At 47.1% G+C, this 15,032-nt stretch carries 12 protein-coding genes; 8 read left to right on the top strand and 4 right to left on the bottom strand.

Annotation, left to right across the window (positions count from 1 at the left end):
• Positions 1-13: 13 nt before the first annotated feature.
• Positions 14-610, bottom strand: coding sequence for a late competence development ComFB family protein (locus H6G46_RS13315; protein WP_010872634.1), 597 nt, complete (start codon positions 608-610; stop codon positions 14-16).
• A gap of 210 nt (positions 611-820) precedes the next feature.
• On the opposite strand from H6G46_RS13315, the gene proS reads away from it, so the two are divergent.
• The 3 genes from proS to H6G46_RS13300 all read left to right on the top strand — a co-directional run bounded on the left by proS (position 821) and on the right by H6G46_RS13300 (position 4,592).
• The gene (gene proS, locus H6G46_RS13310; RefSeq protein WP_010872633.1) at positions 821-2,632 is read left to right on the top strand and encodes a proline--tRNA ligase; all 1,812 of its coding nucleotides are present in this window, start codon (positions 821-823) and stop codon (positions 2,630-2,632) included.
• A gap of 128 nt (positions 2,633-2,760) precedes the next feature.
• Positions 2,761-3,228, top strand: coding sequence for a hypothetical protein (locus tag H6G46_RS13305; protein WP_020861748.1), 468 nt, complete (start codon positions 2,761-2,763; stop codon positions 3,226-3,228).
• 113 nt (positions 3,229-3,341) lie between these two features.
• Positions 3,342-4,592, top strand: a complete 1,251-nt coding sequence (locus H6G46_RS13300; protein WP_010872631.1) for an HhoA/HhoB/HtrA family serine endopeptidase — start codon at positions 3,342-3,344, stop codon at positions 4,590-4,592.
• A gap of 50 nt (positions 4,593-4,642) precedes the next feature.
• On the opposite strand, the gene H6G46_RS13295 is transcribed toward H6G46_RS13300, so the two are convergent.
• Positions 4,643-5,635 (bottom strand): aldo/keto reductase, encoded by a 993-nt coding sequence (locus H6G46_RS13295; protein ID WP_010872630.1) that lies wholly within the window; start codon positions 5,633-5,635, stop codon positions 4,643-4,645.
• A gap of 395 nt (positions 5,636-6,030) precedes the next feature.
• On the opposite strand from H6G46_RS13295, the gene H6G46_RS13290 reads away from it, so the two are divergent.
• The 4 genes from H6G46_RS13290 to apt all read left to right on the top strand — a co-directional run bounded on the left by H6G46_RS13290 (position 6,031) and on the right by apt (position 9,116).
• Positions 6,031-6,909 (top strand): bile acid:sodium symporter family protein, encoded by an 879-nt coding sequence (locus H6G46_RS13290; protein ID WP_010872629.1) that lies wholly within the window; start codon positions 6,031-6,033, stop codon positions 6,907-6,909.
• Positions 6,910-7,060: 151 nt separating this feature from the next.
• Positions 7,061-7,255 carry a helix-turn-helix domain-containing protein gene (locus H6G46_RS13285; RefSeq protein ID WP_199303631.1) on the top strand — a complete coding sequence of 65 codons (195 nt, stop codon included), beginning with the start codon at positions 7,061-7,063 and terminating at the stop codon, positions 7,253-7,255.
• Between the two features lie 47 nt (positions 7,256-7,302).
• Positions 7,303-8,217 carry a restriction endonuclease gene (locus H6G46_RS13280; RefSeq protein ID WP_010872627.1) on the top strand — a complete coding sequence of 305 codons (915 nt, stop codon included), beginning with the start codon at positions 7,303-7,305 and terminating at the stop codon, positions 8,215-8,217.
• Between the two features lie 380 nt (positions 8,218-8,597).
• Positions 8,598-9,116: an adenine phosphoribosyltransferase gene (gene apt / locus H6G46_RS13275; protein ID WP_010872626.1), complete on the top strand. Its 519-nt coding sequence runs from the start codon at positions 8,598-8,600 to the stop codon at positions 9,114-9,116.
• Between the two features lie 172 nt (positions 9,117-9,288).
• Here the strand turns inward: apt and H6G46_RS13270 are convergent, their stop codons facing one another.
• Positions 9,289-11,076, bottom strand: coding sequence for a GldG family protein (locus H6G46_RS13270; protein ID WP_010872625.1), 1,788 nt, complete (start codon positions 11,074-11,076; stop codon positions 9,289-9,291).
• A gap of 172 nt (positions 11,077-11,248) precedes the next feature.
• Between H6G46_RS13270 and plsY the strand changes: the two genes are divergently transcribed.
• Positions 11,249-11,917 (top strand): glycerol-3-phosphate 1-O-acyltransferase PlsY, encoded by a 669-nt coding sequence (gene plsY / locus H6G46_RS13265; protein WP_010872624.1) that lies wholly within the window; start codon positions 11,249-11,251, stop codon positions 11,915-11,917.
• A gap of 222 nt (positions 11,918-12,139) precedes the next feature.
• Here the strand turns inward: plsY and H6G46_RS13260 are convergent, their stop codons facing one another.
• Positions 12,140-14,992, bottom strand: coding sequence for a response regulator (locus tag H6G46_RS13260; protein WP_010872623.1), 2,853 nt, complete (start codon positions 14,990-14,992; stop codon positions 12,140-12,142).
• Positions 14,993-15,032 lie beyond the last annotated feature (40 nt).

Genomic DNA, 15,032 nt, shown 5'->3' with positions numbered 1-15,032 from the left:
TCCAATTAACCAATTACCAAAGGGTATTTTTGGGGTCAATCTGGCGGTTATCCATGGCCGGAGTTCTAATGGGGGGCGGGGGCGGCAAAGGCATCGATCGCCGTTCATTAATGGCGGGAGGAGTAGGGGATTGGACAGCGGTCAATTTCAAAAAGGCTTGCCTTAGTAAAGGTAAACAATTGTCCCAGGTAACTTCTTTGTTAACTGGTTCCAACAAGTTGTAGCGTTTGAGCAATTCCTGAATTTGTCCCAGGGTATTTTCTGCTCCCCGATAATTCACCTCAATTTCCGAAACGATGGGTTCAGAGCTTCGTAAAGGGTCCCTCTCCACTGCGGCGATCGCCCGACGAACGGCGGAAGTCAACTCACTGCGATACTGGCGGGCCGCCACCCGACGTTGTTCTTCCACTCCCTTCACACTGGAGGCATAGAGGGGCGGTAAACGATTGAGGGCGTAGGTTGCCACCTCGGTTAAATTGAGATAATTTCTCAAGTTTTTGGGGTAAAAACGCAGTTGTTTATCAATCTCTTCATAGACCAACGTTTCCATCACATTGACATGAACGCCGGCATTGACGGGGGCTGAGGACTCGGAGGCGAGAAAATCCATGGCAGAGAGCTGGGGAAAGTGATAACTAGACGAGAAAAATTATCATAGGGGAGCGGGAGCAAAATACTGGGGAAAATACAGAGCAAATACATCCCCGGATTCAAGTGGCACTCCGATTTTAGCTGAATTAAGGGATTCTCGGCGCAGTCATTCAACACAATTTAACTGGTGTGGGATAATGGGTCAGTGCGTCATTTACCTAGGCTCATTATGCGACTGTCCCAGATGCTCTTTGTCACCCTCAGAGACGATCCAGCGGATGCGGAAATCCCCAGTCATAAACTTCTGGTGCGGGCCGGTTTTATCCGTCGTTTGGGCAGTGGTCTATACGCCTACTTACCTCTGATATGGCGGGTGCTAGAAAAAGTGAAGCGCATTGTCCAGGAAGAAATGAATCGCACCGGGGCCCAGGAGTGCCTATTGCCCCAGCTACAGCCGTCGGAATTGTGGAAAATGTCAGGACGGTGGGATACCTACACAGAGTCCGAAGGAATTATGTTTGCCCTCCGGGATCGACTAGAACGGGAACTTGGTTTGGGCCCCACCCATGAAGAAGTAATCACGGCGATCGCCAAGGAAATGATCCGTTCCTATCGTCAATTGCCGGTGAATTTATACCAAATTCAGACCAAATTCCGGGATGAAATTCGTCCCCGTTTTGGGCTTATGCGGGGGCGGGAGTTCATTATGAAAGATGCCTATTCTTTCCACAGTGACGAAGCTAGTTTAAAGGCAACCTACGGGGCCATGGACCAGGCCTACAGAAATATTTTTAGCCGCTGTGGTCTAGATTTCCGGCCGGTGGATGCGGATTCCGGGGCGATCGGTGGTTCCGGTTCCCAGGAGTTTATGGTGCTGGCCGATGCCGGGGAAGATGAAATTCTCTACACCGAAGATGGTTTATATTCCGCCAATGTGGAAAAAGCAGTGTCCCTTGCCCCCGATGCTAAACCTTCCCCTTTTAGTGGTTATAAAAAACAGTCAGCCCCCAATACCGCCACGATCGCCAAGATGTGCCAATGCTTAGACTGTGATGCCAGCAATGTGGTGAAAAACGTTTTATATCAAGCGGTGTACAATTCCGGCAAAGCGGTTTTAGTGTTGGTAAGTATCCGGGGTGATCAAGAAGTTAATGAAGTTAAATTAACCAACGAGTTGACCAAACTAGCTCCCCATTATGAAAGCACTAATATTTTAAGTTTGACTGTTCCCGATGAAAAAGAACAGCAAAAATGGGCGGCAAAACCGTTACCTTTGGGTTATATTTCCCCCGGCATTAGTGATGATTACATTGCCACAAATAAACAAGTAGCAGACAAATTTCTCCGGCTGGTAGATCAAACCGCGGTGGATTTGACCAACTTTGCCACCGGCGCTGATGCAGTTGATTACCATGTTACTGGAGCCAACTGGAGCACCGACTTTACCCTGCCTAAATTGGTGGTGGATGTGCGTAAAGCTCTGGCTGGTGATCGCCCGGTCCATGACCCCACAGGGGAACTGAAAACTGCCCGGGGTATCGAAGTGGGGCATATTTTCCAATTGGGCACCAAATATTCCCAAGCCATGGGAGCTACCTTCACCAACGAACAGGGGGAAGAAAAACCTTTGGTGATGGGCTGTTACGGCATTGGCGTGTCCCGCTTAGCCCAGGCCGCCGTTGAGCAGAGTTACGATAAAGACGGCATTATTTGGCCCACGGCGATCGCCCCCTACGAAGTAGTCATTGTGGTACCCAATGTGGGGGACGAAGAACAAATGCAGGTGGCCGAGCAAATTTACACAGAATTCCAGGCCGCCGAGGTAGATGTGCTGCTGGATGACCGCAACGAACGGGCCGGGGTCAAATTTAAAGACTCTGAACTTATTGGCATTCCTTATCGGGTTGTCACCGGCAAATCCCTCAAACAAGGACAGCTAGAAGTGGTCAAGCGGGCCGATAAAAGTGTGCAAAATCTGGCGATCGCCGCCGTTGTCCCCACCTTAACTGCCTGGATCAAAGCAGAGAAAAAGACTAGTTAAAACTACTTAGTCCTAGGGCCAGTCCAGTTGCAGAAATAGCACCCTTTTGCCCCAGCTTTTTAGGGAAAAATGCTATGGTCAATGTGTCTTGAATATCTTGAATCACTTTTTCCAGAGGGTAAGTTGTGATGAAATCTTTACTGCGGGGAATTGCCCTATCCGTGTCGGTGTTGATGGCCACAGGGGGCTATGGATTAACCACTTCAGCCCAGGTAGCTCCAGGGGATGACATACCCACCGTGCAAGAGGCTTTGGATACCCCCGATGTAGATGACATCACCGACCAACCCGACCAGTTGATCACTTGGATATGTAAAAACGGTAGTAAAAGTGTTGCTGTAGAAGTTAAGGAGCTGAAAGGTTGGCAGGAAACCGTTAACCCAGACCAGACTTGGGCATGCGAACAAAATATTCCCTCCGTTGATCCAGGGGATGCCACTTTTTCTTGTGAAACTAACGCCACCATGGGCTTAATCACTGTCTTTTGGCTAGAAGGGGAAGGCGGTAAAGCAGAGATGACAAGCTGGATGAATAACTTAGCTAATAATCAAAATATGGTCTGCACCCACGGCCAGAGTAATCCCTTTTGGGAATAGAGTTTTGCGCTGCCATTTAGCTGGGTTGAAGGGGAAAGAGTTTTCGTCCTTTGGCGACAATTTCCCCAGCTCCAGTTTGTTAAAGTTAAAACACTGACTATTAACAATTCTCCATGGCAATCCATCTGAAGGCATCACATTTAGGCGTGGCCGTGCTTTTACTCCTTTTCGGTGGGGCGATCGGTGCCGCTGGGGGGGGTTATCTTTTGTCTTCAGGCCAAAACCATTCCTCCCCCGACTCCCCTGTCAACACCAGTCCCCAAAGTCTGACTCCTGCCCCGGTGGAGAGCAATTACCGCAGTGCCCTCCCCCTAACTCTGCCTCGCTCTGCCCAGGATGATCAGGAGCTAAATTTCATCGCCCGGGCTGTGCAAAAAATTGGCCCCGCAGTGGTCAGAATTGATTCGGAAAGGACTGCTGTTTCCCAGGGCGGCCCCATGGGAGACCAACCCTTTTTCCGTCGCTTTTTTGGTGAGGAAATGCCCCCTAACCCCGACCCAAGGGAACAGGGCACTGGCTCGGGTTTTATTTTGAGTTCTGACGGCGAAGTTTTAACCAATGCCCATGTGGTGGAAGGGGCCAGCACAGTTAAGGTCACCCTTAAAGATGGCTCCGTCCTCGAAGGTAAGGTGATGGGAATTGATACGATGACCGATGTGGCCGTAGTGAAAGTTGAAGCGGAAAATTTGCCTGTGGTGGAAATTGGCCAATCCGATCGCCTGCAGCCTGGAGAATGGGCCATCGCTATTGGTAATCCTTTGGGTTTAGATAACACCGTTACCGTTGGCATTATCAGTGCCCTGGGCCGCTCTAGTTCCGAGGTGGGGGTGCCAGATAAACGGGTGCGCTTTATCCAAACCGATGCCGCCATCAATCCAGGCAATTCCGGTGGCCCCCTGCTCAATGCCAAAGGGGAAGTGATTGGAGTCAACACAGCCATCCGAGCCGATGCCCAGGGATTGGGATTTGCCATTCCTATTCAAACGGCCCAAAATGTAGCGGAAAATCTGTTTACCAAGGGCAAAATGGAGCATCCCTACCTTGGCATCCACATGGTTACCCTGACCCCGGAAATGACTAAACAATTGCGGACTAGTGGGGAGTTACCGGCAGGGGTGACAGCGGACACAGGGGTTTTAATTATTCAAGTCAGTCCAGGTTCCCCGGCGGCCCAGGCAGGGTTGGCCCCAGGGGACATCATTCTCGAAGTGGGGGGCATGGGGGTTAAAACCGCCACTGACGTTCAAGAACGGGTGGAAGTGAGTCAAATTGGGGAACCTTTGGCGATCGCCGTTAAGCGTGGACAAAAACCACAAATGATGGCAGTGCGACCAGGGCCCTTTCCCGAAGATTTGGGTCAATAAAGTCTAGCGCTTTGATTAGTATTTATAAACCCAGTTAATCCTTTGGCAAACTAACGACTTTGGAAAATGTTTTGCACCATGGTTTGGGGTAAGGCCGCTGCCTGATTGTTCAACTCGTCCATCTCCCCCCGATCCAGTTGCCAACCCAGCGCTCCCAGATTGTCCTGTACCTGTTGGCAGTTTTTTGCCCCTGGAATGGGCATAGTCCCCTGGCATATACACCAGTTCAAGGCTACCTGGGCCATGGTTTTTTCCCGCTCCCTGGCGATCGCCTGGAGAGTATCCAAAAGAGGCTGAATTTTGGGTAATAGTCGCCGGAACAATAGGCCACGGATACCTGGAGGAAAAGGTCCTTGGGGACCATATTTACCGGTCAACAGCCCCAGGGTCAGGGGACTATAGGCAATTAATTTGATGCCCAATTGCTCACAGAGTTCCTTCAAGCCTAATTTGCTGACGGGATCGGTGGAAAGCAAGGAATATTGCACCTGCAGACTGACAATGCTAACTCCCTCATTCTGACAAAAGTCATAGGCCTTTTGCAGACGCTTGGGACCGAAGTTGGATAAACCTAAAGCCTTAGCGTGGCCCCGTTGGCAAAGTTGGACTAAACCCTTGAGCAAAGGTTGTTCTTGCCAGGGAGCATAGTTGGCCGTGGACCAATGGAGTTGGACGAGATCAATTGGTCGCTGTAGTCGTTGCTGGGAAGCCATGCCGGCCCCAACCATAGCTTGGGGAGTGAGTCGCCACGGGTAGGGAGCTAATTTGGTGGCCAGGCAAATTTTGTCTTGATTTAGTCCTTCATAGGCTTGGGAAAATTGCCCCAACAGTTTTTCACTTTGTCCTTGGAGTCGGCCGGTGCCATAGGAATCTCCAGTGTCAAAAAAAGTTATTCCCGCCGCCACACATTCCCTAAACACCCGTTCCAGTTCTCCATTCATAGCAGGCTGGTAACCCCAGAGCAATTTGTTACCCCAAGCCCAGGTGCCACAACCCATGGCCGGCCAAATAATTAGGGAAGTATCTGTGGTGCTAATTGTCATAGGCCATAGCTAGTTGGTTACAAAGTTTGACGGGGCTGAATTTTACCAAATTGCTGGGAAATTTACTCCATAAAACACCTGTTGGGACGTTACTCCCTGCAAGTTAAGTCTTTTCAATACATTTGCCGTTTTCATCTGACTCTAGTCTAGGACCAATCCTAACCAGATGTGCATAAACTTAGATACGTCTTAAAATATGTCTAATTTTGGGTGGCCATTTTCAGGTAGACAAAACAAATGCTCTTTCGCAATTTAGCAAAATTATGATACACTCACTTTGTTTATTTGCAAAGAATTTACCCCGCATTTTACAATTTTAAAGAGTTTTTGATTTTATTTCAAATATCATTCAACACTTCCATTTCAAATCAAATTAATTTTTATCATTTGCTCCCATGGAGTCCAATTTTTTAACAACTATTTTCTTGCCCTTGGCTCTTTTTTTGATTATGTTTGGCATGGGGCTTGGGCTTACCATTAAAGACTTTAATCGCATTTGGCTAGAACCCAAAGCCGTTGCAATTGGTTTAATCGCCCAATTAGTTATGTTGCCCATGGTGGGATTCGGGCTATCATCTTTGTTTTCTTTGTCCCCAGAGTTAGCAGTGGGGTTAATGATTTTGGCCGCCTGTCCCGGTGGCTCCACTTCCAATGTAATTACCTATTTGCTCAAAGGCAACGTGGCCCTTTCCATTACCCTAACTGCCATCAGTAGTTTGGTCACGATCATCACCATTCCCCTGGTGGTTAATCTGGCGGCAAATTATTTTATGGGGGAACAATTTGCTCTCCAACTTCCTTTTCTCAAAACCGTTTTACAAATTGCCGTAATTACCATTATTCCGGTTAGCTTAGGTATGATTTTTTACCATTTCTTGCCTAAAATTGCCATGGTAATGGAGAAAAATGTTAAATGGCTTTCCCTATTTTTTCTTGGTATTATTATCGTTGCTATTCTAGTCAAAGAGCGGGAAAACTTGGCAGACTTTTTCCTCCAAGTGGGGGGAGTAACTGTAACGCTCAATCTTCTCACTATGGGGCTGGGTTATGGCATTGCTATCTTGGCGGGGCTAGGGCTTGCTGAAAGAAAATCTATCACCATTGAAGTGGGTATCCAAAACGGCACTTTGGCGATCGCCATTGCCACAACTCTTTTAAATGCTCCTATTATGGCCATTCCTGCTGCAATTTATTCCGTTGTTATGTTCTTGACCAGTGGCATTTTTGCTGGTTTACTGAAAGCCAAAATATTTAGGGGGCTCAAATCTACATAAAAACTTTTCCGTAACAAACCCATGGTCAAAGCTTTTATGCAAAAAATATTCTGGCCGTTAAGTTTGGCACTGTAACTTACTAGCAAACTACCAGAAGTTGGGAAGATTGACGATTACCTTGCTTGGTGGTGTGGGGCAGTTTGAAAGAGAGATGATGCTAGAGCGTCAGCGTGAAGGGGTAGCTAAGGCTGAAGAGAAGTATGAGGCTAGAAAACCTATCAGTGACGGTGTACCGGAACAGGTTGTAACTCTTGTACGTCATGGTAGGTCTAAAGCTTATGTAGCAAGGGAGTTGGGGATTAGTCAGGCTAGTGTGTATAGAATAATTAACTTATGTAGCGCTTAGCTCTCCTTAATTTCATAATAAATTTATACGTTTAGAGGAAATGGTAAATGATATTAGTTCTTCCTTGGTTAATAGGTGCTGGTGCTACTGCTACATTTGTTTGGGGATTTAATAAAATTAAAAATGCTTGGGATGAAGAAGATAAAAAAAAGGAAGAAGAAAAAAGGAAAAAAAGGGAAGCTAGAAATACTGAAGCTAAAGCAATATGGGATGCTGTTGAAAGATACGGAGAAATGTTAGTTTTTGAAAAAGAGAGAATAAGCCAGGAATGGAATCAAGTCAGCAAAAATATTTTGAGTGAAGACAGAAAAAATACAAAAAATTTAGAAGAAGATATAGAACATATAGAAAAATATATTGAGCAATCAAAAACTATTTATTCTGTTTGGGAAACAGTAGATAGCCAATCAAGATTAATAGAAGATCATTATTATGACACAAGAATTTGTAAAGAAATGAAAGAGGAAAATAATGAAAAAAGAAATAAAATGAAAAAATGGGAAGAATCGTCCAATTATATTAATTCTCATATCATATTTTTATATGATACTTTAGACTTAAAAAAAGAATGCAAAGAACAGCAAAAACTTATTGAGTCCGGTATGGATAGTATTGATAAAATGGATGGAGTTGATTTTGAAAAAGTATTACTAACGCATTTTACTAGGATGGGCTACAGGGGATCTTTGACTCAACAAACTCAAGATTTTGGTGCTGATCTAATTTTGATGAAAGATCGTAAAAAATATGTTATTCAGGCAAAGAGAAGTGCCAGTGCTGTTAGTGTAAAAGCTATTCAAGAAATTCTTGGTGCTAAGGGATATTATGATGCTGATATTGCTATTGTTGTAACTAATAATAGTTATACCGAAAATGCTAAAGAGTTAGCATACAGAAATAAAGTGGAGCTTTGGGATAGAGATAAACTAATTGAATTTATATTAGAATCACGAAAAATATGAATTTAATTTAGTTATTGTAACTACGGCGTTTTTGGTTAGACTATGGCAAAACCTAAACCGTTTAATACTTCACCCCATAGTGTTTTTACTTATGGTGCTAGAGAATTTACTTAAGATAGCACTATTTCCGTAGAACAAACCCTTACAGCCTATTGCAAGTGTAAGGGCATCAGTAAATGGAGGGGAAATAACTTCATTAAGGGTGGTTGAGATAAACACGTTTACTGATATCTAGCAACGTCACAGCATAATGCTTGTAGAGAATTCCCCTGTACCCCACCGCTCACCTATCCGTAGAGTTGGGAATTTATCGCTAATCATCAGTTAAAGGTACACTGTAGCCTGAACCTGTTGCCGTAACGACCTTAAACCATCGCATTATGGATTTAAAAGCTTTAATTCGGGATATACCGGACTTCCCCAAGCCAGGCATTATGTTTAGGGATATAACCACCCTGCTCAATAGTCCGGAGGGACTGCGCTACACCATCGACTCCCTGGTGGAACAATGTGAAAGCCAGGAACTTGTGCCGGACCATGTGGTGGGCATGGAATCCCGGGGGTTTTTATTTGGCATGCCCCTTGCCTATCAAATGAATGCCGGTTTTATCCCTGTACGAAAACCAGGCAAATTACCAGCCCCAGTCCACCGAGTTGAGTATGATTTAGAGTACGGTAAAGACTCTTTAGAAATCCATCAGGATGCGGTAGCTCCCCACCATCGGGTGTTAATTGTGGACGACTTAATCGCTACGGGGGGAACCGCCAAGGCCACTGCTGAATTGTTAACTAAGCTTGGCTGTGAGGTGTTAGGTTTTGCTTTTATCATTGAGCTTGCGGCCCTCAATGGCCGTCAATGTTTACCGGATTTACCAATTATTTCCCTGGTGGAATATTAAGGGCTCCCATGGTGTTCAAAACCTTGTATTCAAGAGGTTTTAAGGACCTATTGGCATCATTTGTTCACCAGAATTGACCCATTAAAGATTGGGCAATATCGGGAGAATTTAATCCGATTCTTCTCCAAACTTGGGGTTCCGGGGGTACTTTTTAAAAAAATTCTAATTACCCTTACCTTTGTCGCCACCAGGTAAACACCGCTAGCCCTAGGCCGATTAGGGGGACAATCACCCAGGTTAACCACCCTAAAACCGTAGCTCGTCGCACTCCTAGATTAATACGGCGATCGGTGGGGTCTTTGGCCCGCACATTAAGGGGTTGGTCAACGTTTTCTGCTAACCATTGCACACTGTTGAGAAAAATATCACCGTTGACAGCTTCGTTAAACCACGCATTGGTGGCAAAGGCAGCACTACCCACCACCACCATCTTGGCAGGGGGAAGCTCTGGGTCGCCATTTTGTTGAGCTGTTTGGGCCTGATCATTGCCACTGTCTTCGTTTTCACCGGCCGGTGATTCTTCCCGATCGCCAGCTTGATTGCTGTCATTTTCTGGCATTGCCTCTGGTTGATTGGTGCCATTGCCGGTGGGACTAGGACTGGGGGAAACTGGGGGACTAGGGGAGGGGTTAATTTCTTCGGGTTCAGTATTATTGCCTGTCTCCATTTCCTTGGCTGAACTGACTTCTTTCCCTTCCCTGGTCAAAGCCACAGCCACATCAAAGGGGCCCAACAAGTCCGTTTCCGGGTTTGGTTGCAGGTCTTCACTGATTAGTTGGGTGGCATACATCAAATCCGAAGCTTCCACTAGGGTGGTGGCTTGAATATGGGGTTGTTCCTTGGTGGCCACGGGGCGTACTAGGGGAAAAATGGCGATCGCCCCTTGGAGTTTCTGGGTGATGGGATGGTTGCCGTAACGATTGAAAATGGGCACGGTGGGGTCAAGGCCAAACACACCACCAGCTCCGGAAAGATCGATTACCAGTCTGGGATCAAAACTTACGCCCCAAGGCTCCAGAAGGTCTTCCAAGCCGGCATCAGCTTCCGGGGATACCATCACTAATAGGTTACCCCCTTGGTCGGTGTACTGTTTTAAAGTAGCAATTTCCGGCGCTAAAAACTTGCGGGTCGGCCCGGCAATGACCACTGCATCGGCATCTTCTGGAATACCTCCATCGGTAACCACGTTGAGGGGTTGGACTGTCACACCAAGATTTTCGAGGGCGGTCACTGCGGTGGAGATCCCCCTTGGTTCGTTATTGAGGGGCAATTCCCCATGGCCCTGGACGAGGTAAACCTGTGGTATTTCCTGGCGTTGGGCTTTGGCAATGGCATTGGTGAGTTGAATTTCAGAAAGGTCTTCCCGTTGCTGGAAGCTGAGTAGATTTTGAACTAATTGTTTCTTGTCGCCATACTCGATGAATACATCTCCCTTATTTTGCACATTAAAGTCCTGTACCAATTTAGGGCGGCGATCGGGGTGCACAAATTCAAAACTAAATTGATCACTGAAACGTTGGTAATTTTGCAGTAGCCTCCGATCTTTTTCACTAGGGGCATCGTCGAAAATCCAGACTTTGAGGGGTTGTTCCAGCTCTGCCACTAAGCTCTGACTTTGGGGGGCGAGGGTAAACCGTTGATTTTCGGTCAAATCCCAGGCGACAGGATAACGAAAAGCAATGTAGTTAATGAGGGTTAAAATCGCCAACACCGCTAGGGTGGAGGCAATCACGTTAGCGCTAGATTGGGTCGATCGCCGGCCGAGAAAACCTTGGGATCTTTGCCAAAGCCAGGTCCACCAGAGGAAGAAAAAAATCACTGCTATGGCCATCAAACCTAGATATAACTTACTCATTACCCCGGTTACCCCTAGGGCAATGCCCCCCGCCAAGCCAAAGGCGATCGCCGGTAAGAAGGCATATTTCCCGTAAGTCCGAAATAGAGCAGTAAGCCGAGCCATAGGTGATGTGATGCGAAATCCTCTGTATCGTATCTTACCGAAACGGGCTGGCCATACATGGAGCGATAGTTCTAGCTGGCTTAACCAAAATTTTTAAACTGGGTGACATTGGGCACGGATCAGCAAATAATTGGTGTTAGCCCTGCCATGCTGATTATTGTCCCCTGCCGCCATGACCACCGCTCTTTTACTCTGCCTGTGTCTGCTCTTGATTACCTATTTGATGGGGTCTATCCCCACTGGTTACCTAGCAGGCAAACTGTTATTGGGCATTGATATTCGGGAGCATGGTTCCAAATCCACCGGCGCCACCAATGTGTTTCGCACCCTGGGGAAACCGGCGGCGATCGCCGTTTTAGCCATTGATATCAGTAAGGGGGTAATGGCTGTGGCCTTGGTGCGGGCCATTTACAGCGGAGATTGGTTGCCGGCCTTACCAGCGGCCTGGCAAAACTGGTTAACTTTGGGGGTGGCCATTGCGGTGGTGCTGGGTCACAGCAAATCCATTTTTCTCAAGTTTTCCGGTGGGAAATCCGTTGCCACCAGCCTGGGGGTGTTATTTATGCTCAACATCTGGTTGGCCCTGGGCACTTTAGCCACCTTTTTGACCGTAATTTTCTTCACCCGCATTGTTTCCCTGAGTTCCATTGTGGCGGCGATCGCCGTTAATGGCATTGCCCTAGCTCTCCAATTGCCCCCGCCCTATCTTGCCTTTACCTTTCTTGCAGGGATGTATGTGATTGTTCGTCACCGGACCAATATTGAACGCATATTACAGGGTACAGAGCCCAAGTTAGGGGAAAAAGTCTCTTCAGTACCGGACAGAAAAGGGGTTGCCTAGCCATGGCCGGATTCCCTCGCTTTAGCGAAATCGGATTAGTTTAACCTGAGTTCAAAAAGAAAGAAATGGTGAAAAAGGCTGAGGATGACCCAAGCAAGCCCTCCTTAGGCATTCCACAGTATGAACTCAGTACCCTCCCACTGCCCACTTTTTAGGTCTCGAACGCCCATTTCAGAGCATTTTTAATGCAGACAGCACAGGTTCTAGCGCGGCTTGAACGGCCTAGAGATGGCGGTCAATCATCTCCGGTGACTCATGTTCACGGCAACTATCTTCCAACTGCTGAGCTGTATGGTGCACATTTTCTATTCCCAGCAGTGCCGCTGCACCCTTGATGCTGTGGGCATAGCGAGTTGCCGCTGTGGGGTCGTCGCTGGCTTGCTCTGTTCTAAATTGATCTGCAAAGTTGGAGTAGCGATCGCCGAATTTAACCAAAAGCCGGTGGTAAAGCTCCACATTTTCGATATATTGCATGCCAATCTGTTGATTAATGCCCGTCATGGAGGAAAATGACAAATCTGCTTTTAGATTGCTGCTTGGATTTTTTTTCTCCCTGGCAGAATTGGGCGGAATCCAATGGGCTAGGGTTTGGAAAAGTAGATCAGGCTTAATTGGCTTGGTTAAATGGTCATTCATGCCTGCATCTAGGGCTTTTTCCTGATCGCCGGCCATAGCATTGGCGGTCATGGCAATAATGGGCAGATTGCGGTGATATTCCTGTTGCCGGATGGCCCGGGTGGCATCATAACCATTGAGCATCGGCATTTGAATGTCCATTAAAATGGCATCGTAGGTATTACTGGTCAACAAAGTTAAAGCTTCTTGGCCGTTATTGGCCACTTGTACCCGCAACCCTTTAGAAGTCAGTAGATCATGGGCAAATTCCCGGTTAATCTCATTGTCTTCCACCAGTAAAATGCTGGCCCCCTCCAGTTGGGTGATCGCCTGGGTTACCGATGGTTTCGCCTCCAGAATGGAGACCCGACTAACCAGATAATCTTGGGCCACCGCTGGGGAAGCTGTTCCCAAACAAACCGTGAAATGAAAGGTGCTTCCTTGGCCCACCACGCTCTCCAGCCAAATATCTCCTCCCATCAACTCCGTTAGGGATTTACTGATGGCTAAACCCAAACCCGTGCCCCCGTACTGGCGGGAGGTGGAGGTTTCCCCCTGGTTAAACCATTGAAACAGTTTGCTTTGTTGGTCGGGGGTCAAACCAATGCCCGTATCTGTGACCGAAAATTGTAGTTTGGTTTGCTCGTTTTCGGTTTTTAACAACTGGCCCCGAATGGTAATTTCGCCTTGGTTGGTGAATTTGACTGCATTATTGCCCAGGTTGATCAAAATCTGGCTGAGACGGAGGCGATCGCCAACTAAAATCGGGGGAATTCTAGGATCAAGATGAAAGTTAAGGGTTAAACCTTTGGCTTCCGCTTGGATGCCTAAAATACTGTGGAGATTACCCATCACTTCTTCCACGGAAAAAGGCTTTTGCTCAAGCTCTAATTTGCCCGCTTCCATTTTGGAAAAATCTAAAATATTGTTGATAATTCCCAACAATAACTCCCCCGCATACTGGACTTTTTGGAGATAGTTCCGTTGTTGACTGGTCAAATCCGTTTGCAAAACCAACTCGCTCATGCCAATGATGGCGTTCATGGGGGTGCGGATTTCATGGCTCATATTGGCGAGAAACTCACTTTTGGCTTTGGTGGCCCCCTCCGCCACCAGCTTTGCTTCCAATAAGCTTTCTTGACTGTTTTCTAGCTCTTGAGTTCGCTCCTGAATCCGTTGCTCTAATTTTTCATTGAGGTGTTCTAGGGAAATTTGTGCTTCCTGTAACTCCGTAACATCTTGGATAGTTCCCCTCGATAAAAGGGGCAGATTATTTTTATCAAAAACGGTATTACATTGCTCCTGAACATACTTAATCCGACCATCAGGCATTAGGAGGCGATGGACAATATCGTAGGGTTGATATTTTTGCAGATGGCACTGATAGGCTTCATCAACCAACTCTCGATCGCCGGGATGAATGAGATTGAGAAAGGCTTCATAGGTTCCAGCAAAATCCTGGGGGGCAATCTCAAACAGATTGAACACTTCCGGCGACCAAAAAAGCACGTTGGTGGCATAGTCCAGTTCCCAGTTACCAATTTTGGCGATCGCCTGGGCCAGGCGGTAACGGTTTTCACTTTCCGTTAATTTTTTGACTAGGCGACGGGAACGGGCAATGCGCCAGATTTCATTAGAAATTAATTGCACGGTTTCCACATCCTGGTCAGTGTAAAAAACGTCCTTATTACCAACCCCGGTGAGCATCACCACTTTGCCATCGTCGATAACAGGGACGCTGATCAACCGGGCTAAATAGGCATGGCCCTCCGGCAAACCTTTTTTCCCTTGGTGGGTGGCGTAATCATTGATCAACACCGGGCGACGGAGTCTCAACGCATCGGCCCAAATGCCTGCTTCTTCCACGGGATAATGGCTAGCGGCTACAACACGACAATAGTTGGCCAAGGTGGCCCGGGACCAAGCCACCAATTCAATGGTCTGTTCGTCATCATTGACAAAATGAATAAAGGCGATCTTACTTTTCGTCAGTTCCTCTGCAAACTCCTGACCCCGTTGTAAAAATTCCACTTCACTCAGGCGATCGGCGTACTGGGGTAATTCCAACAAAACATCGGACCGCCGTGCTTGAAAAGCTAATTGCGCCTTGGTTTGCCGATCTTTTTTGAGCAAATAAGTCAGCCATAATACCCCGATAAACGCCAGTCCGAACCCCACCAATCCTAGATGTGGACTTATTCTTTCGATCATTGGCTTTATCTGCTCCACCTTGGCCTCGGTGGGAACCGTTTCAACCTGGGCAAAACTTTCCCCCCGAACAATTCCTGTCCCCCTACCTTCAACGCAATCGGTGCATTTTGACTCCTCTATGGCCACCGCTTGTTCCGTATCCCTCAACTGGCTGGCAGATAACTCCATGGAAGTGAGTAAGGCCACTAACACCCAGAATCTGGCCGTACTACGCAACGGAGAAAATGTGTTGAGGAAAAAAGACTTCATTCTGGGGGAGACAGATGATTGCTAATGTCCCGGCTGATAT

The organism is Synechocystis sp. FACHB-908 (assembly GCF_014698595.1).
In the GTDB taxonomy this organism is placed as follows: Bacteria; Cyanobacteriota; Cyanobacteriia; order Cyanobacteriales; family Microcystaceae; genus Synechocystis.
This window is presented reverse-complemented; position numbering and strand designations above follow the sequence as displayed.